Origin of the sequence: Brevundimonas guildfordensis (assembly GCF_014836405.1) — a bacterium.
Classification (GTDB): Bacteria; Pseudomonadota; Alphaproteobacteria; order Caulobacterales; family Caulobacteraceae; genus Brevundimonas; species Brevundimonas guildfordensis.
In genome coordinates, this window is record NZ_JACSQU010000001.1 from 1 (window position 1) to 22,246 (window position 22,246).

Consider the following 22,246-nt stretch of genomic DNA (forward strand, 5'->3'; position numbering starts at 1 on the left):
GATGGAGCAGCCCGGTAGCTCGTCAGGCTCATAACCTGAAGGTCGTAGGTTCAAATCCTACTCCCGCACCCAAGCCTCACCTAACCCCGTAGCCCATGCTGCGGGGTTCTCTGCTTTCTCGGGTCGGCGCGGGCTGCGGACGACGACGAGGCTGCCGTTCAGGGCGCGGGCGACTACGCCCTCTCTGCGCAAGGCCTAGCCCTTTCCCACTTTCAGCCGATCTTGACCCGTTGCTCTCCATGGACGCAGGTTGGCGTTCGCGCCCAGGCGTTGGCGTTGGCCTTGGCAGCCTCCTTGGCGCGTGATCCCCAGGGCGGTCGCTAGCCAGGCTAGAACGCCGGCGTCAGCACGATCATCGCAAGACGCGCTTTCACTTCTCCTATGTGGCCCTGGCGATCGACGCCAATGGGCCAGGGCCGCTTGCACTGGCGAAAGGTGCGCGAGGCGCTGGGAGACCCGCGACGCGGAAAAGGCCAGTCACGGCGCGCGCGACATCCGCTACTACATGCAGGGCGAGGTCGCCCGCATCATGCTGGCCCGCGGGCTGCGCCTGAGGGCTGCCGCCGGCGTCGAAGAGGGCTGCTGGGCATCGACCAGTCGGTCAGCCGCTATCTCTGGGCGCGGGCGGGTCCAAGTGCGAGCTTGAGCAGGGAAGGCGCATCGGCTGAACATGACCCGTCGGCCGGGACGTCGGCCCGGGCGCCTCGCAAGGCGAACGACCCCTCCAGTGGTCCCCGCCTTCGGCTTCTTGCAGGCCGCCCATTGGTGGCTTCCGCGGACGTGGAAGGGCTGTGACGGAGTGAGGCGCGCGTTGGGACCGCCGGCGCCCGGATCCAAAGGCCTGCCCGGGCCCTCGACGCCGCGCTTTCCCCTACATTTGCGCCGCAAGGCCTGACCTTCGAGATCCCGCGGGCAGTCGTTGCTCCGGTCTAGATCGAGGCCTGCATTACCGGCCGCTACTCGGGGCATAAGACATCACCCCGCAACGCGGCCAAGTCGGTTCAGGTCCCGTATCGCCAATCAGTTGGGCATTCAGGCCGATGCCACAAAAGAAAAGGGGCGGCGAATCGCTTCGCCGCCCCTCTGTCTCGCGCCAGTAGGACTTACCAGCTGCGGCTCAAGTTGATGAACCCGCGACGGCCCAGGTAGTCGTACTGGGAGGACAGCGGCACGTTACCGGCGCCGCGTCCGCCACCCGAGCCCGAGGTGAAGGTCGCGGTGTCGTCGAACAGGTTCCGGATACCGACCTGCACCGTCCACTTGTCCATCTTCTTACGGATCGAGACGTTGTGGTTGATGTAGGTGTCAACGGTACGGACCATGTAGACGGTCTCGCCCAGATAGTTCGCGCTGTTGCTGGCGTACAGGTGATCGTTGGAGCTTTCGGCGACGATGTCGGTGCTCCAGTTGAACGTGTAATCGCCCTGGTCGTAACGAGCGGTCAGATTGGCCACCCATTCCGGGTTGCCGATACGATCGTTCAGGTTGGTCGGAACCGAAGCGGTACGCAGTTGCGATTCCCACTCCAGGATGTAGCTGGCGCGAGCGCTCAGCGTCAGGTCGCCCGACTTGAATTCGTGGCCGTAGCGCACGTTCAGGTCAAGACCTTCAGACAGCTGGCGGTTGATGTTGATGTAGCTGTCGTTGATGGCGGTGATGCGATGGCGCTCTGTAGCAATCGGAGTATTGCCCGGAGCACGGGTGAACAGGGTGCAGAGCGGATCGTTCGGGAAGTTTTCCGACAGGTAGCAGCCGGCAACGATGTTGGCGGCGCCGAAGCGAGCCACTTCGTTTTCGATTTCGATCTTGTAGTAGTCGAGAGCGATGCTGAAGTCCGCGAACGACGGCGTCCAGACCAGACCGGCGCTGAACGAGTCAGCAGTCTCCGCTTCCAGCACGCCTGCCCCACCACCCGTGGTGATGGTTGCCGACGAAGACCCGCCAGCGGTCAGATTGTCCGGAACGCCGGCAGCGGCACAGTTTTGCTGCAAGATCGGGTTGGTCGAGTTGGCCCAGTTCAGGCACGGGTCAACCGAGGTTTGGCCCAGGAAGCTGGTCTGGTTGGCCAGGAACAGTTCGTACAGGGCCGGCGAACGGAACGAAGTGCCCTTGGAGGCGCGCAGGCGCCATTCCGGGTTGATGGCCCAGTTCAGGCCGACCTTGTAGGTCGTGTTGTCCCCATAGCTATCGTAATCCGATAGGCGGCCCGACACGTTCAGCGTCAGTTCTTGGATAAGCGGAAGGTCCTTCAGAAGCGGGGCTTCCAACTCCAGGAATACTTCGCGGATCGTTTCTTCGCCCTTGGTGCGGCCTGCCGCCGACATACCCCAGCTGTTGCTGGTGATTTCTTGTTCACCCGGGGTGTCGTCAATCGACTCGCGACGGACCTGGAAGCCAAGAGCGGCGCCCAGGGGACCGGCAGGCAGGTCGAAGAGCTCACCGCTGATCAGGCCTTCAATGTAGGCATGCTCATAAATGGTGGTGCCTTCTTCGTAGCCGAAGAGGAAGTCGGCGTCCTGTTGGCGGAACTGGCCGTCACGGAGAACCGGGACCGAAAAGAAGTCCACACCACCAGCCGGGCAGGCGGTTGCGGTGGTCAGGAAGTCTTCATCGCAGCCGTCATCGCCTTGAGCCGCATACAGGCGGTCTTTGTAGATGAAGGTTGAGCCATAAACTGCGTCAGAGCGGGAGTACTGCGCAGCCAGTTCCCAGTCGAAGCCTCGACCCATGTCGATCTTGCCACGGATACCGCCGAGGGCGCGGTAGTAATCGACGACCTGCTTGGTATCGCTGTTGATCAGGATCGTCGGATCGGCCAGAGCCATATCCTTGAACGGGTTGAGCGGGTGCGACGGACCAATGCCGAAGTCAGCCCAGACCTGGCGGAACGAGGCGGTGCTCGATTCACGACGATTATACATCAGCTCGCCAAACACTTCGGTGTTGGCGGTCAGGTCATATCCGGTGAACAGGTTCAGCGTGATGCGTTCGACCGGGTTGACGGCGGTGCGGCTGCTGTAGCGGTCGTCGTGCGTCGGGTTGCGCTCGGCATAGTAACGACGCTTGGCGGGGTCGCTGTTTGCGGCGGTGACGGCGCAAGCGCCGTAACCGCTGGCGAAGGCCACAACCTGCGCCCAGCCATTTCGGTCACACCCGTTCAGGCCGCCGCCGAGGGTGGCCGATGCATCCGGCTTATAGTCGATAGCCTGGAAGGACGGGTTGTACAGGGTCACCAGGCCGGCAGCGGTCGAGCTGCACTTGTATTTGCCCGTTTGCTTGTCGACCAGGTCGGCGCGGATCAGGTGGTTCGCGTCGTAGTAGTAGTTCAGCTGCGGACATTCGAAGATCTCGCGGTCGCCGAACTCGAGGGCCTGACGGTTGTAGTAGTCTGCCGAAATCGACAGGTAGCCGCGGTCGTAGGTCCAGCCGTGGCTGGCCGAGATGTTGTACTCTTCGCCACCGCTTTCGAACGGCACCGAGGCGTAGCCGGACATTTCGCCGCCATCACGGTTGGTGCGGGTGATGATGTTGACCACACCGGCCACAGCGTCGGAACCGTAGATCGACGAAGCGCCGTCAGTCAGGATTTCAATGCGCTCGATCAGGTTGCTGGGGATGACGTTCAGGTCGGTCGGGCCAACCGTACCGCGCACACCGGCCGGACCGGCGCGACGACCATTCAGCAGCACCAGCGTACGCTGAGCCCCGAGGCCCCGCAGCGAGATGGTGTTGGCGCCCGGCCCGCCGGTGGTCACGTAACCGGTGAAGTAGTTGTTGATCTGCCCCGAGGTCGCGGCAATCGTCGAGCTCTGCAGGATTTCAGTGGTGTCGACCATACCGGCGAGGGCGGATTCCTCGGAGGTGATGACCTGAACCGGTTGGGTGCTGTTGTAAGCGTTGCGCTTGATCCGCGAGCCGGTGACGACGACATCGGTCACCGTCGTGGTCTGCTGCGAGCCGGACTCGCTTTGGTTCGATTGCGCCTGCGCGCTCGCATGGGCGGGAGCCAGCATCACAACGCTGGCCAAGACTGTAGAGGCCAGTAGGCCGATACGATTCACTCTCATAAAACCCCCAGTTTGGTCGCTTAGCAGTTGTCCTGATCGGCTGCCGCGAAGGCGGCCACGTACGGACCATCGTCGATGGCGAATAGCCTACATTTAGACTAGAACGCCGCAATGCCAACACTAATATGACTAACTTTGTTGCTTTTTCGCCGTAATTGTCGTTCCTCGACGAGGTGCGGTTTGCCGCGCTGCCCCATCGTCAGAGGCAGTCGCATCCGTTGCAAAGATGGCGATATCTGAAAATATCAGAGAGAATTCATGACGAGTCAGCTGCTTGGCGGCCTTGTGGCTGCGGTTCTTCTCGCCACAGGGGCGTCAGCCCCGTCAGCGGCGGCGACAAATCCCCCGGAAGCCTCGGCATTCGCGCGAAGGCCAGCGATCTCCAGCGTCTCTATTTCGCCTAATGGCGAACACATTGTGGCGGTCATTTCCGCCGACGGCAAACGTCGCGCCCTCGCCATCTGGAAGGCCGATGATCTGCGATCAGCGCCTCATGTCGTGGGGTCGGATCCCCGTTCCGAAATCATTGCCGCCCAGTTCATCAAGAACGACCGCCTCTTTGTAACGACTCAACAACTTGCCGATTTCAGCCTGAGCGGAACGGCCGAACGTTCCTATAGAACGCGGACACAGGTGCTCGACCTGGAGGGCAATCCGGTGCGGATTGGGCTGAAGTTCGACGGGCTGACCGACGAGCAGCAGCAGTTCGTGGGCATTGGCGGTCTAGTCAGCAGCCTGCCGCAGGATCCCCAATCCATTCTGGTGCGCGATCCCATGCGGGGCGACACCTATGTGCTCAACCTCTATACCGGCCGCAGCGAACGGAGGGAGCGCGGCTCCGATCGGTTCAGCAGCCCGCAGGCCGACCTGAACGGCGAGATCCGTGCGCGACAACAGGTCGATTTTGACAACGGCGCCGCCTACATCGCCCAATGGATCAAAGATCCTAGCGGCAACTGGGCCGAGCACTTCCGCTGGTATGCCCGCGACAGAAAGCCTGTTTCCATCGCCGGCTTCTCGAACGATCCCAACATCATCTTCGTCAGCCATGTAGAGGGTCGGGACCACGACGCGATCTACGAATATGACATCGCGCAGCGTAAGCTAGGCGATGTCGCCTTCGCACATCCTTTGTTCAGCGCCAGCGGAGTCGTCCGTTCGCGATCACCCCAGGATTTCGGCGAAGTCTTGGGCTTCAGCTATGAAGCCGAGCGCGGGCGAGTCTACTGGGCCGATCCTCAGATGGAGGCGGCCTTCAGCCAGATTCGCGCGGCCCTGGGCGTCCGCGACGTCGCTGTGGACTGGAAGGACACGGCGACGGGCCAGGTCGCACGCCTGAACGTTGGGGAGGGCGCTGACATTGACATCGTTTCCTACACCGACGACCGCTCCAAATTCATTATCCGCAAGGCTGGCGGCTCGCTGCCCCCGGAATACTACGTGCTTCAGCACGGCCGAATGAGCCTGCTGGGGCGTGCCAATCCCGAACTACGCGAAGCCAAGCTCGGTCCCGTCAGTCTGGTCCAGTACGCGGCGCGAGATGGCCTCACGATCCCCGCCATCCTAACCAAGCCGGACCCAACCGTGTTCGGCCCCGGACCCTATCCGTCCATCATTACCCCTCACGGCGGACCTTGGGCCCGCGATGAGCTGGACTGGGACGCCAGCGGATGGACCCAGTACTTCGCCACGCGCGGCTACGCCGTCCTGCAGCCGCAATTTCGAGGATCGGAGGGGTGGGGCCAGACGCTGTGGCGCGCTGGGGATGGCGAATGGGGCCGCAAGATGCAGGACGACAAGGACGACGGCGCCCGCTGGTTGATCGAGCAGGGCGTCGCTGCTCCGGATCGGATCGCCATGCACGGCTACTCCTACGGCGGCTACGCCGCCATGATGGCGGCGGTGCGTCCCAACGGCCTCTATCAGTGCGCCATCGCTGGGGCTGGTCCGGCGACGATCGACCTGTTCAAGAAGGGCACTTACAACAGTCGCTTCCTGCGCGAGTTCCAGCACCCCACCGCCAATGGCGAGGACCCGCTGCGGCGTATTGGGGAGGTCTCGATCCCGATCTACCTCTACACTGGCGACCGCGACACGCGCGTCGTTCCGGCTGAGTCCCGCACTTTCGCCGCGGCGCTGGAGCGACTGGGCAAGCCAGTGCAACTGCGCATCTTGCCGGACATGGAGCACACCATAAACACCTGGACGCCTGAGAACACCGAGGCGATCCTCACCTCGATCGAGGAGTTCCTGAAGACCTCCTGCGGCCCCAACGGTCTGTAAGTCTGGCCCAGCGGGCGCGAAGGCTAGCCGGCGGCGCGTCGTCGGCGCATTCAATCGTCATCCGGCACAGGCCGGGAAAGCTGCTCGGTCGCGATCACGGAGCTGACGCCTGATGCGATCGCAGCTCGCTTAAGGGTAACGCGAGAGTGACCTCATTGCGCGGGCACGCCCAATTACTCTGGTCGCGGTGCGATCCAGCGTAAGGTTTTGTCGAAAAATAGCGACCCTAGAGATAACGAGCGTATCTCAGTTCAATATCTCTGTGCGACATAGTTGAAATCACTCTCTGCAGTGAAGGAAATACAAAAAAGGTAAACCAAAACTATTTCAAAGAATGACATTAACGGCCCAGCTTAAGGGCTACATGGCCGCCCGAAGATTTTGTCTCACTTCGGGGGCCTTCGGGCATGCTTACAAAACAGTTCAAATCGGCATTGATGTGCGGCGCGGCCTGCATGGGGCTGGGCGTCGTCGCCATCCCGACGGCCTCGTGGGCTGATGATGCGGCGTCGACGGTTGTAGCTGCGGACGCGGGCCAGGTCAGCGGTGTCGTGACCGACGCCGACGGGCGGAGCTATCTGGTCGGCGCCGAGGTGCGCATCGACGGCTACAGCCAGGTCGCCGTGACCGACCGCGAAGGGCGCTTCACGCTCCAGCGGGCGCCGGTGGGGCGTCATACCCTGAGCATCGCCTATGTCGGCCGCGTCACCCACCGCATGGAAGTTGACATCGCCGCCGGCGCCGTCACGCCCGTGAATGCCGCCCTGTCGATCGACACCGGCGCGTCTTCGGTCGCCGACGTGGTCGTGACCGCCTCGCGCCCGATGGCGGAATCGGAAGCCGCCGCGCTGCAGATCCAGCGCTCGTCGACGTCGCTCGTGAACGTGGTGGCGGCGGACGCCATCGGCCGCTTCCCGGACCAGAACATCGCCGCGGCCCTCAGCCGCCTGCCGGGCATCGCCGTCGAGCGCGACCAGGGCCAGGAGCGCTATGTCAACCTGCGCGGCGCGCCGTCGCGCTGGACGACGATCGCCTTCGACGGCGTCAACGTCATCAGTCCCTCGGGCCGTACCGCGCGCCTCGACACCATCCCAGCCGCCATCGCCAGCTCGGTGCAGGCGCGCAAGGCCGTCACCGCCGCCATGCCGGGCGAGACCCTGGCGGGCAACATCAACATCATCACCCGCAGCGCCTTCGACTATCCGGGCCTAATGGCCGCGGCCGACCTCGGCCTGGGCTATAACGACCTGGGCGGCGGCGCTCAGTACAACGTCGGCGGCTTCATCTCGAACACCTTCGCCGACGGCCGCTTCGGCGTTCTGCTGTCGGCCTCGCGCTATGAGCGCGAAATGGTCACCGACAACTTCGAGACCGACTGGGAAGTGGCTTCGGAAGACCGCGAACCCGGCGCCGAGACACGCACCTGGGCCGACGCCCACCAGAACAAGCTGTACCGTCTGACGCGCAGCAACACCGCCTATTCGGGCCGGCTGGACTATCGTCCCTCGGACGACCACCGCTTCTTCCTGAGCAGCATCTACACCGAGTTCACCGACGACGAGATGCGCAACGCGCATGAGTTCGACTTCGACGACGGCGCAGTGCGCACCGATCGGGCGGCGATCACGCGCGGCTACGCCGACGTCCGCACCGGCAATACGGCGCAGCAGGGCACGATCTACAACGTCGACCTCGACAGCACGCTGAACATCGGCCACACGACCCAGAGCATCTTCACCACCACCTTGGGCGGCGATCAGCGCTTCGGCGGGTGGAACGCCTCCTGGCGGCTGAACTACACGGACGCGAAGAGCGAGGGCGGCCCGGGCTTCAACTCGACCTGGAAGAGCCCGAGTAACCGTCGCCCGACCGTGGTCTATGACTTCACGGACCGCGAGAATCACGGGGTCCGCCTGTACGACACGGTGGTCAATCCCGACGGCTCCTTCAGCCGCGGCGACATCAAGCGTTCGCTGGACCCGCAGGACTACAACTTCGTCAATCTGCGCTCGACCACCAGCCTGGCGCAGACTGAGGCCTATACGGCGCGGCTGGACCTGACCCGCGACGTCGATCTGTTTGGCTTGCCGACCGAACTCGCGTTCGGCTTCCAGTACGACAACCGCACCAAGGAGAACACCACCAGCCGACTGGACATCCTGCCCGGGGCGCTGACGGCGGCGGGCATCGCCCTGCCGACCACCGACGACTTCGCGCTCAACAAGCCCTACAAGGGCGCCCTGCCGCTCGGCTACGCCTTCCGCTACCACTCCAAGCAAGGCGCCTGGGATCTGTGGAACCGCCTTGCGCCCCACGCCGTGGTCGCGCCCGGCGTTGCCGAGGACGGCTATTACAAGGTGAGTGAGGCCGTGACGGCCGGTTACGCGATGGCCACCACCTATTTCGACTGGGGCAACCTGGTCGCCGGGGTGCGGCTTGAGCACACCGAAAACACGGGTGAAGCCCTGGTGGATAAGGGGCAGGGCTATCAGCCGCTGGAAGTCTCGGACGATAACGTCCAGGCCTTCCCGAGCCTGCACCTGAACTGGGACATCAACGATGAGATGAAGCTGCGCTTGTCGGCCAACACCGGGGCGGCCCGCCCCGACTACACCGACCTGCGTCCGAACTTCAGCATCAACGACGAAGACCTGGAAATCAGCGGCGGCAATCCCTCGGCCGGTCCGGAGAAGTCCATCGGCTTCGACGCCTATTTCGAGTGGTACCGTCCGGGCGGAGCCTTCCTGTCGGTCGGCGCCTACTACAAGGATCTGCGCGACGTCCTGTTCGATATCGAACAGGTCCGGTTCGGCAGCGATGTCCTGAACCAGCCTGGCCTGGACCGTTCCGACTATGCGTTCTTCACCATCGACAACGGCGGCGACGGCTTCATCCGCGGCCTGGAGTTCTCCTACTCGCAGACGCTGGAGCCCTACGCCGAGCGTCTGGGCCTGCCGGACTGGGCTTCGGGCTTCGGCGTGCGCGCCAACCTGACGCTGAATGAGTCGGAGGCCACCACGCCGGACGGCCGCAAGGTCGGCCTGCCGGGCGCCTCGGACGTCATCTACAACGCGGCCCTGTCGTATGAGCGTTACGGCTTCTCGAGCCGCATCAGCTGGCAGCACCGCTCCGAATGGCTGGACGGACTGGGCGACGGCGACATCGTCGGCGACAGCTATTGGGACGAAGTGGGCCGGCTGGACTTCAAGGCCAGCTATGCCTTCAACGACAATGCTGAAGTCTACTTCGACGCCAACAACCTGCTGAACGAGCCGGGCATCCGGTACCAGGGCGAAACCTGGCGCGTGTCCGAGTTCGAGCGTTTCGGCGCTCGCTACATGATCGGCCTGCGTCTGAACTTCTAAACGCGTCCGTCTACTTGCGCCGCCGCCGTTCCGACCTCGGGACGGCGGCGGTCGCGGCGTTTTCAGAGGCGCTTTCGCCTCACCATCCGGTCGTCATGACCGTCGTGTAACTCGATTGAGGGCGTCAATGTCCAAGAAGAACCTGTTGCTGGCCGCAAGCGTGATGGTCGCGCTCAGCCTTCCTGCGTCCGCCATGGCTCAGGCCCCCGCGTCTAGCGCTCCGTCGCCCACGCGGCCCGCATGGGCGCCGTCGGGCCTGCCCGACCGCATCGTGCTGAGCCCCGGCGCCGACGCCGCGCGCGAAATGGCGGTCGCCTGGCGCACGGACGGACGCCAGGTCGAGGCCGTGGCCGAACTGGTCGAGGCCATTGACGGTCCCGCCTATGAGGAGCGCGCGCGCACCCTGACCGGCGTGTCGGTCGACGGAGCGGAGCTGAAGGGGCAGGGACGTTACCAGACGGTGCGCTTCGCCGACCTGAAGCCCGCCACCCCCTATCTCTATCGCCTCAAGGGGGCCGACGGCTGGTCCGAATGGCTGTCGTTCCGCACCGCGTCGGCCGAAGCCTCGGCGCCGTTCCGCATTCTCTATTTCGGCGACACCCAGAACAGCATCCTGTCCAAGGGCTCCCGCACCATCCGCAGCGGCCTGCTGCGCACCGCGCCGGACGTGGTGGTCCACGCCGGCGACCTGACGGGCCGATCGCATGACTGGGAGTGGGGCGAGTGGACCGCAGCCGGCGGCTACGGCTTCGCCATGCTGCCGCAGATCGTGGCCGCCGGAAACCATGAGTACACCGACGACGACGACGGTCCTCGCCAACTGGGCCCCTTGTGGCCGGCCCAGTTCGCCCTGCCGGACAACGGCGCCGAACAGGCCTCCGAGACCAGCTATTTCACGGACTATCAGGGCGTGCGCTTCATCGTCCTGGACGGCACCGCCGCCACCAGTCTGGGCGCCCTGGATTCCCAGACGCGCTGGCTGGATCAGACCCTCGCCTCCAGCACGGCGCGCTGGAACATCGTGGTCCAGCATCAGCCCATCTACACCTGCGCCCGGCCCAAGGACACCGAGGCGCTGAAGGCAGCGTGGGAGCCGATCTACCGCGCCCGCAACGTCGACATGGTCCTGCAGGGCCATGATCACTGCTACAGCCGCATCACCGACGCCGAGGGCAAGGACGCCGGGGCCGCGCGCCGCGCTGCGGGCGAAGCTCAGGGGCCGGTCTATGTGGTCTCGGTCGCCGGTCCCAAGATGTACGGGCTGAACGACCGCACCCTGACCCAGCCGGACCGCGTCGCCGCCGACACCCAGCTGTATCAGACCATCGACGTCGAAGCGGGCCGCCTGCGCTACCGCGCCTATACGGCCACGGGCGGCCTCTATGACGCCGTGGACATCGTCCGGACGGCCGAGGGCTCCAAGACCCTGCAGCAGCCGGTCGAGACCTTGCCATCGCTCCGGCTCTGCGACGGGGCCACGGGGCCGGACGGCGTCCCGTGCGTGGGCAGCGCGAAGTAACCGGCGCGACAGTTGTAATCCTTAAGGACTAGCCATTCTCATGACGAACCTCTCTCGCCGGCTTCTGGCCTGCGCCCTCACGGCTTCCCTGGCCTTTGCCGCCGGGGCTCCGGCCTGGGCGGGTGAAGCGGCGCCCAATCGTATGGCCGCCCAGGGCGTCGACGCCTCGCCCGCGCGTGCGAAGAATATCATCCTGTTCCTGGCTGACGCCGGCGGCGTCTCGACGCTCAACGCCGCCAGCCTGATGGCCTATGGCGAACCGTTGAAGCTGCACATTCAACAGTGGCCCCACCTGGGGTTGAGCGAGACATCGCCGGTCGACCAGTTCGTGTCGGATTCGGCCAACGGCATGTCCTCGATCATGACCGGGGTGAAGACGCGCAACGGAGTGATCAGTCAGACCCCGGACGCCGTGCGCGGCCGTCAGGACGGCGCCCCGGCCAAGACCCTGCTGGAGTACGCCGAGGAACGCGGCCTGCGCACCGGCGTGATCTCCAGCCAGTCGATCGCCGACGCCACGCCGGCGGCGACCTACGCCCACTCCAATGATCGCGCAAAGTGGGGGGAGATCTTCCCGCAAGCCTTCACGCCGCGCTTCGGCGACGGGGTGGACGTCCTGTTCGGCGCCGGCCGTCAGAAGATCGGCGAGCAACTGGCCGCCAAGGGCTCAAGCTTCGAGGCGCTGAGCCAGACGCATGACCGGCCGATCTACGCCCGCCTGGACGAGGCGCCCGCATCGAACACCCGGCCCGTGGTCGTGGGCGATCAGATGGACGTGCGCGCGGCCACGTTGAGGGCTTTGGACCTGCTGCAGGCGGCGCCTGAGGGCTATCTGCTGGTGGTCGAGTGGGACGCGCATACGGATGACGCGCGCAAGGGTCTCCAGAACATTGCGGACTTTGACCGCCTGATCGCGGAGGTCGAGGGCCGCGTCGACCTGAGCGACACCCTGCTGCTGTTCACCGCCGACCACTCCTTCGGCCTGCAGGTGGACGGCGGCCGCCGAGGCGAGCCTGTGCTGGAAGGCTACGACGCCTGGAAGGCCGCCGGAAGCGATGAGGATATCGTCCGTCTGGAGAACGTCCTGGTCAACCGCACCCATACGGCGGAGGAGGTTCCGGCCCTGGCCATCGGCGCCGGCGCAGACGGCGTGCGCGGCTATTTCCCCAACACTCGGCTCTTCCATGTGATGATGGAGGCCTGGGGCTGGGGCGCAGCTGACCATCCTACGCGCTGACAAGAGTCCGCGATGGCGCTCGACGCCTAGCTGATTTTCTTCGTGTAAGCCCGCTATCCAACAGGATGGCGGGCTTCATTGTATTGGGACCACGCCCCGAGACGCATTGTTTTCACTGTCTGGCAGGTCAGAGCGTGGGACCGCGGGACGACTTCGCGGCCTCTGCGCCCGCTAGCCACGCACCGCATGATTTCATCAATCGATTAATCACAAAATGACGAGCGACGCGTTTGCGTCCTTGTTCCTTAAATCTAATGTCGTTAGCCTCTCTGGAACTGCGGGAGCTGACGGCATGGAGATTGCCTTGAAGGGACTGGGTAACGACGCCAATTATTGGCAAGCGCTGGGCGAGGGCCGGCTGTCCCTGCCGAAATGCGCGGGCTGCAAGCGCTGGTGCTGGCCGGCGCCGTTCCGGTGTTCCGACTGCGGAAGCTGGGATTTCGACTGGCAGGACGTCGAAATGGCCGGCGAGGTCTATGCCTGGACGCGCGTCCGTCACCCGTTCGGCGGGGCGGAAGCCTTGGGCCTGCCCTATGTGGTCGCCTCCATCGCCTTGCCCGCGGCCAATGGTATCCGCCTGTTCGGTCTGTTGGAGCCCGGGGATGACGCGGCCATCGGCCTGAAGGTGGCCGGCAAGGTCCGCACCAACCGCGCTTTCGAACGAGATGTTCTCGCCATTAGCTGGAGGCCCGTCGCATGAGCACGCCGCGATTTCCCGTGAGCACGGCTGTCGTCGGCCTGGGCGTGCGCCAGTACAAGCGGGGCGCCGCACCGATGTCCGAGCATGGCGTGCTGGTGCGCGCCATCGTCGACGCCTGTGAGGACGCCGGGCTGGACCCCGCCGACATCGACGGCTTCGTCACCTATGGAGACGACAAGAACGAGCCGGTGCGGCTGATGACCGATCTCGGCACGAAGGAACTGTGCTGGTCCACCCAGGTATTCGGCGGCGGCGGCGGCGGCATCGCTGCGGCCTTCGGCGCGGCGGCGGCGGCCATCATCAGCGGTCAAGCCAAGACGGTGGCGGTGTTTCGCGCCCTGGTTCAGGACAACAGCGGCCGACTGTCGGCGGCGGTCATGGCTCACCATCTCACGGACTACATCGTCGGAGTGGGCCTGACGGCCCCGGCGGTGGAGTGCGCCATGCGCGCCCAACGGATGCTGGAGCATCACGGCGTGCCGCGTCAGTGCATGGAGGACATGGTGCGCGCCTCCTATTACCATGGCGCGCGCAACCCTAAGGCGGTCGGCTACGGCAAGGAGTTGGACGTGGAGGCCTATCGGTCCTCGCGCGTCATCGCCGAACCCTTCCATCTGTTCGACTGCAGCCGAGAGAACGACGGGGCCGGCGTGGCCATCCTGACCTCGGCTGAGCGCGCGCGCGATCTGAAGCAGAAGCCGGTCTATCTCAAGGGTGTGGCTCAGGGCGCGGGCAAGGGCTGGGGCGACCTGCTGCAAAACGACGAGCATTACGCCTCGGCCGGCTTTGCGTCGGTGGCGCGGCGGCTGTGGGAGCAGACCGGACTGACTCCGGCGGACATCGACGTGGTCCAGGTCTATGAGAACTTCAGCGCCCAGGGCATCGCCTCACTGATCGACCACGGCTTCTGCACCTATGAGAACGTCGCCGAGGTGGTGCGCTACGAAAACCTGATCGCGCCGACTGGCAAGCTGCCGGTGAACACCGGGGGCGGCAATCTGGCCCAGGGCTTCATCCATGGCATCGGCACGGCCATCGAGGCGGTTGAGCAGTTGCGCGGCACCTCGGCCAATCCTGTCCCGGGCGCGCGCTACTCTCTGCTGGCAGGCGGCCCCGGGGTGCCCACGGTCAGCTCGGCCGTCTTCTCCGTCGATACCGAGTAAGCGGATGACGGGCGAAGGTTCCGGCACACGCACCTATGGCTCCAGCGGCGGGGTCAGCATCGTCGCGGACGGCGGCGGCCCCGAGGGGGCGCCGACGGTGCTTCTGATGCATGGCGGCGGCCAGACGCGCCACAGTTGGTCAGGCGCTATGAACTCGCTGGTCGAGCGGGGCTATCGCGTCGTCAACTATGACGCGCGCGGCCATGGCGACAGCAGTTGGGCCGAGGACGGGGCCTATGCCCTGGACGATCGCGTGGACGACGTGCGCGCGGTGCTGGGCGCTTCGCAGTCGCCGTTCGCCCTGGTCGGCGCTTCACTGGGCGGGGCAACGGCCGTCCATGCCGTAGCGTCGGGTCTGGCGGCGTCCGCCGTCGTCATGGTGGACATCGTGCCGGACCCGGAACCGCTAGGCATCGGCCGCATCGCTGACTTCATGAACAGCCATCTGGACGGCTTCGCTGATCTGGACGAGGCGGCGGACGCGGTCGCCGCCTATAATCCCGAACGCCCCCGACCCAAGGACGCAAGCGGGCTGATGCGTAATCTCCGCCGGCGAGACAACGGACGCCTCTACTGGCACTGGGACCCGCGGATTCTGAAGGACCCGACGGGGCAGAAGGCCATTATTCGTCGCTCGGCCGAGGCGGCTGCAGCGGCTGATCCTCCGCCATTTCTCCTGGTGCGCGGCCTGCACAGCGATGTGGTCAGCGACGCCGGCGTGGCGTCCTTCCGGGCGCTGATGCCGGAACTGGAGGTCGTCGACGTGGCGGGCGCGGGCCATATGGTCGCCGGCGACCGCAATGACGCCTTCAACGCCGGCGTGATCGATTTCCTAGCGCGCAAAATGCCGCCGGAGCGGTCGGCATGAGCGTGGATTTGCACGGACATGTGGCCCTGGTGACGGGGGCCAGCGCCGGTCTGGGGCGTCATTTCGCCAAGACTCTGGCGCGGGCGGGCGCGGCGGTGGTGCTGTGTGCGCGCCGCCTGGAGGTTCTCGAAGGCCTGGCCGAAGAGATCCGCGCGGAGGGCGGCAGGGCGCTTCCCCTCGCGCTCGATCTGTCCGACGCCTCGGCCATGGCCGGGGTGTTCGACGCCGCCGAGGCGACCTTTGGCACGGTGGATATCCTGATCAACAACGCTGGCGTGGCGGATGGCAAATACGCCACCCGCATGACGCTGGACGAGGTGGATCATGTGCTGGCGATCAATGTCCGCGCGCCCTTCCTGATGGCGACGGAGACGGCGCGCCGGCTGATGGCGGCTGAAAAGCCCGGCCGGATCGTCAACCTCTCGTCGGTCGCGGCCTATGCCTATACGCACAAGAGCGCGGCGGCTCTCTATGCCTCGACCAAGGCGGCGGTGGTGAAGATGACCGAGGTCCTGGCGATCGAATGGTCGGCGCAGCGGATCAACGTCAACGCCATCGCGCCGGGCCTGTTCAGGTCGGAAATGAGCGCCGGATACCTTGAACGGGCAGGCGACTTCACCGGGCGTTTCCCGCGCGGGCGGGTCGGCGAGCCTGAGCATCTGGAAAGCACCCTGCTTTACCTGGTCGATCCGGCCTCCAGCTTCGTGACCGGCACGACCATCATCGTCGACGACGCCCAACAGGGACGGTAGGCCATGCAACATTTCGACACCCTGATCGTCGGCGGCGGGCATGCCGGCGCGAGCGCGGCCGCCTCGCTGCGGCAGCTTGGATATGAGGGCAGCGTCGCCATTCTCGGCGCCGAGCCCGTGGCCCCCTATGAGCGACCGCCGCTGTCCAAGGACTATCTGTCGGGCGAGAAGACGTTTGACCGTCTGCTGATCCGGCCCGAGGCCTTCTGGGCCGAGCGGAACGTCGAACTTCTGCTGGGTAGGGTGGCAGAGCGGGTCGCGCCGCACGAGCACCAGGTGACGACGGCGGACGGCGAAACCTTCACCTACGGTCAGCTGATCTGGGCGACCGGGGGGCGACCACGGCGGTTGAGCTGCAGCGGCGGCGACCTGGCGGGAGTGCACAGCGTGCGCACCCGCGCCGACGTCGACCAGATGACGGCGGAACTGGATGCGGTGCGTCAGGTCGTCATTGTCGGCGGGGGCTATATCGGCCTTGAGGCTGCGGCGGTCCTGACCAAGCTGGGCAAGTCGGTGGTGCTGCTGGAGGCGTTGGACCGGGTGCTGGCGCGGGTCGCGGGCGAGCCCCTGTCGCGCTTCTTCGAGACCGAACACCGCGCGCGCGGCGTTGATCTGCGTCTTGGGGCGGCGGTCGACTGCATCACGGAGGAGGGCGGTCGGGCCAGCGGCGTGAAGCTGACGGACGGCCAGATCATTCCGGCACAGATGGTCATCGTGGGCATCGGCGTCATTCCGGCGGTCGAGCCGCTGCTGGAGGCGGGCGCCGCAGGGGGCAACGGCGTCGCTGTCGACGCCCATTGCCGAACGAGTCTTCCCGACATCTACGCCATCGGCGACTGCGCGCTGCACGCCAACCGCTTCGCCCAGGGCGCGGAAATCCGGCTGGAGTCGGTCCAGAACGCCAACGATCAGGCCAAGGTCGCGGCCAAGGCGAGCATGGGCGATCCGGCGGCCTATGACGCCATCCCCTGGTTCTGGTCGGATCAGTACGACCTCAAGCTCCAGACGATCGGCCTGCTGACCGGGCACGACTCCTGGGTGGTCCGGGGCGATCCGGGCTCGCGCAGCTTCTCGGTGGTCTACCTGCGCGGCGACGTGATCTGCGCCATCGACTGCGTCAACGCAGTCAAGGACTACGTCCAGGCGCGCCGCCTGATTACCGAAGGAGTGTCGATAGATCGCGCCGCGCTGAGCGATTCCGATGTCGCTCTGAAGGACCTCGCGCCATCGTGACAGCTTTATCTATTGCCATTAGGTAAGCGCATGCTAATCGTGTGATTAAATCGTTACGAAGGGCATTGGCATGAACCAGGTTTCCGAAATCGCCACGGCGCCGAAGCGCCGGATCACGAGCTTGAAGGCGCTGAACCCCAACCTGCAGGCGGCGATCCGACGGATCCCCGCCGAACGCGACGCCTACACGGATCCCGCCGCCGAGACGCGACCGAATGCGATCTTCACCAGCCAGGCGCACTTCGATCTCGAGCAGGAAAAGATCTTCAAGCGCTTTCCAGTCCCGGTGACCCTGTCGGCCCTGCTGGCGGAGCCGGGCACGGTGATCGCCAATGACGGCTACGGAATTCCTCTGCTGGTGACGCGGGCGCGTGATGGGGTGGTGCGCGCCTTCGTCAACGCCTGCCAGCACAAGGGGTCCAAGATCGTCGAGGACTGCGAAGTGCACAAACAGGGCCGCCTGACCTGCCCGTATCACGCGTGGACCTACGGTCTGGACGGCAAGCTGGTCGGCGTGGCGCGCGCCGACATGTTCAAGGATCTGGACAAGTCGGAGCGCGGCTTGAAGGAGCTGCCCGCGCGCGAGTGGGGCGGCGTGATCTACGTCCAGCTGGACGGCGGCGAGCCGGACTGGTCGAACCTGTCGGATCAGGTGGCGGAAGATTTCGAGTCGCTGGGTATCCCCACTGCCCACGTCTATGGCCGAAAGACCTTTGAGCTGAAGGCCAACTGGAAGCTGGTTCTGGAACCCTTCCTCGAGGGCTATCACGTCCAGCGCCTGCACGCGGCGTCCATCGGCGATCTCTTTGTGGACGCGCCCAACATCGTCGACATGTTCGGCCCCAACGTTCGTCAGTTGTCCGGCCGGATCGGCTACGAGCCGTCGATGCTGGACGAGGACGCAGACGCCAACATCCACAAGCTGATCACCCACGCCTATACCGGCTTCCCGAACTGCGTCGTGATCACGAGCCAGTACTACATCAGCGTCATGCTGCTGAAGCCTAAGGGTGTGGATCAAACTACCGTCGAATACTTCATGCTGACGCCTGGGCCGGCTGAAACGCCCAAGGCCAAGGAGGTTTTCGAACGGTCCTACGAGCTGATCGTCAAGGTCTTCGGCGGCGAGGATTTCCGCGCCGCAGAGATCAGCCAGGCCGGTCTGAGTGCGGGCGTGCCTGAAACGACGCTGTATTGCGGACTCGAGGAGAACATCATCCGCTATTACGAGCATCTCGAAGCCCTAATGAAGTAAGCAATCGGTTTTCCGGCGCTTTCTCGGACGTGAGTGTGGTTATCAAGTATTAGTCTGTCTTCACGGAGCGCATGGCATGCTGGCGATAGATCAGCGCCTGCGCCCCGTGTCCTGGGGAGGAATATATGGCGCAAACGCTATCGGATGCGGTCGCCTGGTGGGCGAGGGTGAGGCCGGATCAGAAGGCCATCATCATGGACGGCGAGCCGCTGTCCTATCGCGAGTACAAGGCCTGGTCGGACCGCGTGGCTGCGATGCTGATCGCGGAGGGGCTGGAGCCGGGGGACAGGGTCGGCATTTGCGATCTGAACAGCCTGGCCTATTGCGCCCTGATCATGGGCGTCATCCGCGCGGGCGGCATCGTCAACCCGATCAATTATCGCTTCACCACCCGTGAGATCGTCGACCTGTGCAGCACGACGGAGCCGCGCTTCGTCTTCGTCGGCGACGACTTCGCGGACAAGGTGCAAGCAGCGAGTCTGGCGACGCGGCCGATGGCCGAGATCAACGCCCTTCGTGACGGCGAGCCCGCTGTGATCAACCGCGACGTCGATCCTGAGGCCGATGTCGTCATCATCGCCACCTCCGGGTCGACGGCCAAGCCCAAGGGCGTGGTCCTGACACACCGCTCGATGACCGCCTATGTCAGCAACTGGTCGCTGGAAGGGACGGGGTCGGCCGCGGGCGCGCGAGTTATCAGCCTGGCCCCGCTAAACACCTCGGCGGGCTTCGTCCAACTGATCCAATATACGACCCAGGGCTGCACCATCTACATGGAGCCCCAGTTCATCCCGGCCAAGGCGCTGAAGATGATCGTGGACGAGAAGATCACCTGCTTCGGCGCCGTCCCGGTCTTCTTCGAGGCGCTCGCCGCCCTGCCGGAGTTCGCCGGGGCCGACTTGTCGGCGCTGAAGCTGGCCACCTGCGGCGGCGCCCGGGTCAGCCGGCGCCTGCTCGAGGCCTACAAGGCCAAGGGCGTGACCATCCGTCAGATCTACGGCCAGACCGAAGTCGGCGGCAACGCCACCATGATGCCCGAGCATCTGGCCCTGGAAGAGCCGGAGAAGTGCGGCTGGGGCGGCGCCTACATCGAGCTGCGCGTGGTGCGCCCCGGCGACATCGATTGCGAGCCCGGCGAACCCGGCGAGATCCTGATGCGGTCGCCGGGCATGATGAAGGAATACTGGCGCAACCCTGAGGAGACCGCCAAGGCCCTGAGCGGCGGCTGGCTGCACTCAGGCGACATCGGGATGCTCGATGAGCGCGGCCTGCTGACCTACATCGACCGGATGAAGGACCTGATTATCTCGGGCGGGCTGAATATCTCCGCCGCCGAGATCGAGGCCGTGGTTTGCGAATATCCGGGCGTCGCCGAAGCTCTGGTCATCGCCGCCCCTTGCGACAAGTTCGGCGAGACGCCCTTCGCCGTCTATCACGGCCCGGCGGAACTCGATGTCGAGGGCCTGATCGCCCACTGCAACGCCAATCTGTCTAACTACAAGGTGCCGCGCTACGTCGCCTTCTCGGCCGACCCTCTGCCGCGCCTCGCCACCGGAAAGCTGTCCAAACCGGCGGTTCGTGAAGCCTATGCCGGGGCGCATCACGCCCTGCCGCGCGTCCGATAGGAGGGATCGTCATGGCAACATCGACCATATCGCCCAAGCCTGAGCATGTTCCCGACCACCTGGTGTTCGACTTCGATATCTACAACGATCCCCGGATCGGGGAGGACGTCCAGGGCACCTACGCTGCGACGCTGGAGCATCTGCCGGACATTTTCTGGACGCGTCAGAACGGCGGCCACTGGATGGTCAAAGGCTTCGACGTCATCGGCGAAGTGGTCCGCGACCCGGAGCACTTCTCAGTGCGCGAGATGCAGATTCCGCGCGTCGAGAACCCGCCCTTCTTCATCCCCTTGAGCCTCGATCCGCCGGACAACCTGCCGTATCGCCAGGCGATGATCCCGATGTTCGGCCCTGTTGCGATCAAGGCGCTGGAGCCGCGCATTCGCGAACTGGCCGGTCAGTTGATCGACAAGGTGACGGCCAGCGGCGCCTGCGACTTCCAGGCGGACGTGTCAAAGCTGTTCCCAGTCATGGTCTTCATGGAACTGATGGGCATGGACCTGTCTCGGCTCCAGGAATTCCGCCGTCTGGCCGAGGGCTTCTTCGAGACAGAGAACGACAGCGCTGAACTGGCGCGGCTCAGCGGCCTTATCATGGGGGTGCTGACCGAACTCATTGCCGAAAAACGCGCCAATCCCGACGGCAAGCTGATGAGCCACTTCATCACCGTCGACATTGGCGGCCGTCAGATGAACGAAGACGAAATCCTGGCGATGAGCTTCGTGCTGTTTCTGGGCGGCATGGACACTGTCACCAACGTGACGGGCTTCGCCTACCAGCAGTTGGCGCAGATGCCGGATGTGCAGAAACGGCTCGCCGACGACCCGGGCCAGATTCCGGCCTTTGTCGATGAGGCCATCCGTCTCTTCGGGGTGGTCAGCACGCCGCGCCTGGTGGTCAAGGATCGCCAGATCGGCGACGTCCTGTTCCGCGACGGCGACATGGTGCTGAATGTCCTGTGTCTCGGCAGCCGCGACCCCAAACGGTACGAGGCGGCCAACGCCTTCAACATGGATCGCAAGAAGGTGGCCCACCTGACCTTCTCGTCAGGGCCGCACCTGTGCGTCGGTCACGTGCTGGGCCGCACCGAGCTGCGCATTCTGACCGAGGAGTGGTTCAAGCGGATCCCGTCCTTCGAAGCGACGCCGGGCCGGCCCCACCATTTCCGCGTCGGCACCGTGATGGCGCTGGAGACCCTGCCGCTGCAGTGGCAGGCGGCCTGACGTCCGAGTTTCCTCCCCCTGGGCGGCTGCGCCGACGCTGGCGCGGCCGCCCTCTTTTTCACGCTTCTGTTGGAGGTACGGAGGCCGCGAACAGGTTCCAGCTGTCGTTGACGGGCTGTCCCATCTCGCCGCGACGATAGCGCTCAGCCACGCCCAGGAAGAACATCCGCAAGGTCTCCTTCAGAAGCTCCTCGTCATCGGCGAAGGGGCTGTTCGACAGGGCGAGGGCGACAGCGGGATAACGATCGGATTGGACGGCGGGCATGGTGTCCGTGCCGCGCGCGCGCGCTGCGGCGCCGAACAGGGCGGAGCCGAACATCAGCTTGTCCGTGCCCTCCAGGATGACCATGTGAAACTGCGGCGGATAGGGATTGGCCTCAGCCGCGTCTTCATAGGCCTGAAGCAGAAGTCGGCGCGGGAAGTACTGCAGCACCAGAACGGCGGCGTGGGGGTGTTGCAGGATCGCCCGGCGAGCCGAGACGCACAGATCGACCATCCGCTCCTCGAACGAAAGGTCGCCGCGCTTCAAAACTGGCAGGCCAAGATCGTCATTTAGCTCCGGCAGGCTGCGGAACAGCAGGCGCACCACCTCTTCCAGAAGCTCGTCCTTGTCCTGGAAGTAGTGATAGAGCGACGGCGGGCGAACCCCGAGCTTGCGCGCCACGCGGTCGAGGCTGAAGCGTGCCAGCCCGACCTCGTCGATGACGTCCAGCGCCGCCTGCGCGGCCGCCGCGCGGCTGATCAGGGGGGTCGAGGGTCGCGCCAAGATCTACTCCCAATGGCCTAATGACCTTCCATTGCACCTCCTGCCGCAAGGCTCAACCCACGGGCGGAGGCAGCGCAGGCGGGGTGGTGGTCGAGATAGTAATCAATCAATCAAATAAATTGACGGGCGCAGTTAATTGTGCGGCTATGCCCCATCATAAAAGCCATTCTAAAGTGGCGAACAAGGGAGA

At 64.9% G+C, this 22,246-nt stretch carries 14 protein-coding genes; 12 read left to right on the forward strand and 2 right to left on the reverse strand.

All coding sequences use genetic code 11. The annotated features are described in order from the left end of the window. Positions 1-1,103: 1,103 nt before the first annotated feature. Complete coding sequence (locus H9656_RS00005) at positions 1,104-4,013, reverse strand: TonB-dependent receptor plug domain-containing protein (RefSeq protein ID WP_191742277.1); 2,910 nt, start codon at positions 4,011-4,013, stop codon at positions 1,104-1,106. A 312-nt stretch (positions 4,014-4,325) separates the two neighbouring features. Here H9656_RS00005 and H9656_RS00010 point away from each other — a divergent pair, with 312 nt between their 5' ends. From H9656_RS00010 to H9656_RS00065, 12 genes are all read left to right on the forward strand, one after another. Beyond that, positions 4,326-6,350: an alpha/beta hydrolase family protein gene (locus tag H9656_RS00010; protein WP_191742278.1), complete on the forward strand. Its 2,025-nt coding sequence runs from the start codon at positions 4,326-4,328 to the stop codon at positions 6,348-6,350. 407 nt (positions 6,351-6,757) lie between these two features. Continuing rightward, the gene (locus H9656_RS00015) at positions 6,758-9,715 is read left to right on the forward strand and encodes a TonB-dependent receptor (RefSeq protein ID WP_191742279.1); all 2,958 of its coding nucleotides are present in this window, start codon (positions 6,758-6,760) and stop codon (positions 9,713-9,715) included. A 127-nt stretch (positions 9,716-9,842) separates the two neighbouring features. Next, positions 9,843-11,234, forward strand: coding sequence for a purple acid phosphatase family protein (locus tag H9656_RS00020; protein WP_225212154.1), 1,392 nt, complete (start codon positions 9,843-9,845; stop codon positions 11,232-11,234). A gap of 40 nt (positions 11,235-11,274) precedes the next feature. Further along, positions 11,275-12,471, forward strand: coding sequence for an alkaline phosphatase (locus tag H9656_RS00025; protein ID WP_191742280.1), 1,197 nt, complete (start codon positions 11,275-11,277; stop codon positions 12,469-12,471). Positions 12,472-12,763: 292 nt separating this feature from the next. Further along, complete coding sequence (locus H9656_RS00030) at positions 12,764-13,171, forward strand: Zn-ribbon domain-containing OB-fold protein (protein WP_191742281.1); 408 nt, start codon at positions 12,764-12,766, stop codon at positions 13,169-13,171. Beyond that, positions 13,168-14,334, forward strand: coding sequence for a thiolase C-terminal domain-containing protein (locus H9656_RS00035; protein WP_191742282.1), 1,167 nt, complete (start codon positions 13,168-13,170; stop codon positions 14,332-14,334). The genes H9656_RS00030 and H9656_RS00035 overlap by 4 nt, the downstream gene beginning before the upstream one ends. Before the next feature lie 4 nt (positions 14,335-14,338). Next, complete coding sequence (locus H9656_RS00040; RefSeq protein WP_191742283.1) at positions 14,339-15,202, forward strand: alpha/beta fold hydrolase; 864 nt, start codon at positions 14,339-14,341, stop codon at positions 15,200-15,202. After that, complete coding sequence (locus H9656_RS00045; RefSeq protein WP_191742284.1) at positions 15,199-15,954, forward strand: SDR family NAD(P)-dependent oxidoreductase; 756 nt, start codon at positions 15,199-15,201, stop codon at positions 15,952-15,954. Before H9656_RS00040 ends, H9656_RS00045 begins: the two co-directional genes overlap by 4 nt. A gap of 3 nt (positions 15,955-15,957) precedes the next feature. Continuing rightward, positions 15,958-17,187: an NAD(P)/FAD-dependent oxidoreductase gene (locus H9656_RS00050; RefSeq protein WP_191742285.1), complete on the forward strand. Its 1,230-nt coding sequence runs from the start codon at positions 15,958-15,960 to the stop codon at positions 17,185-17,187. A gap of 70 nt (positions 17,188-17,257) precedes the next feature. After that, a complete protein-coding gene (locus H9656_RS00055; protein ID WP_191742286.1) occupies positions 17,258-18,442 on the forward strand; it encodes an aromatic ring-hydroxylating oxygenase subunit alpha in 1,185 nt (394 codons plus the stop codon). Positions 18,443-18,567: 125 nt separating this feature from the next. Continuing rightward, the gene (locus H9656_RS00060) at positions 18,568-20,067 is read left to right on the forward strand and encodes a class I adenylate-forming enzyme family protein (protein WP_191742287.1); all 1,500 of its coding nucleotides are present in this window, start codon (positions 18,568-18,570) and stop codon (positions 20,065-20,067) included. Positions 20,068-20,078: 11 nt separating this feature from the next. Then, the gene (locus H9656_RS00065; protein WP_191742288.1) at positions 20,079-21,290 is read left to right on the forward strand and encodes a cytochrome P450; all 1,212 of its coding nucleotides are present in this window, start codon (positions 20,079-20,081) and stop codon (positions 21,288-21,290) included. A gap of 58 nt (positions 21,291-21,348) precedes the next feature. Here the strand turns inward: H9656_RS00065 and H9656_RS00070 are convergent, their stop codons facing one another. Next, a complete protein-coding gene (locus H9656_RS00070; RefSeq protein WP_191742289.1) occupies positions 21,349-22,056 on the reverse strand; it encodes a TetR/AcrR family transcriptional regulator in 708 nt (235 codons plus the stop codon). Positions 22,057-22,246: the final 190 nt, after the last annotated feature.

Excerpts from the sequence above, each read along its gene's own strand:
- H9656_RS00060 (WP_191742287.1), top strand. The coding sequence starts at position 18,568 with ATGGCGCAAACGCTATCGGATGCGGTCGCCTGGTGGGCGAGGGTGAGG.
- H9656_RS00005 (WP_191742277.1), bottom strand. The coding sequence starts at position 4,013 with ATGCTGGCTCCCGCCCATGCGAGCGCGCAGGCGCAATCGAACCAAAGC.
- H9656_RS00010 (WP_191742278.1), top strand. The coding sequence starts at position 4,326 with ATGACGAGTCAGCTGCTTGGCGGCCTTGTGGCTGCGGTTCTTCTCGCC.
- H9656_RS00035 (WP_191742282.1), top strand. The coding sequence starts at position 13,168 with ATGAGCACGCCGCGATTTCCCGTGAGCACGGCTGTCGTCGGCCTGGGC.
- H9656_RS00030 (WP_191742281.1), top strand. The coding sequence starts at position 12,764 with ATGGAGATTGCCTTGAAGGGACTGGGTAACGACGCCAATTATTGGCAA.
- H9656_RS00040 (WP_191742283.1), top strand. The coding sequence starts at position 14,339 with ATGACGGGCGAAGGTTCCGGCACACGCACCTATGGCTCCAGCGGCGGG.
- H9656_RS00020 (WP_225212154.1), top strand. The coding sequence starts at position 9,843 with ATGTCCAAGAAGAACCTGTTGCTGGCCGCAAGCGTGATGGTCGCGCTC.
- H9656_RS00065 (WP_191742288.1), top strand. The coding sequence starts at position 20,079 with ATGGCAACATCGACCATATCGCCCAAGCCTGAGCATGTTCCCGACCAC.
- H9656_RS00045 (WP_191742284.1), top strand. The coding sequence starts at position 15,199 with ATGAGCGTGGATTTGCACGGACATGTGGCCCTGGTGACGGGGGCCAGC.
- H9656_RS00015 (WP_191742279.1), top strand. The coding sequence starts at position 6,758 with ATGCTTACAAAACAGTTCAAATCGGCATTGATGTGCGGCGCGGCCTGC.
- H9656_RS00055 (WP_191742286.1), top strand. The coding sequence starts at position 17,258 with ATGAACCAGGTTTCCGAAATCGCCACGGCGCCGAAGCGCCGGATCACG.
- H9656_RS00050 (WP_191742285.1), top strand. The coding sequence starts at position 15,958 with ATGCAACATTTCGACACCCTGATCGTCGGCGGCGGGCATGCCGGCGCG.
- H9656_RS00025 (WP_191742280.1), top strand. The coding sequence starts at position 11,275 with ATGACGAACCTCTCTCGCCGGCTTCTGGCCTGCGCCCTCACGGCTTCC.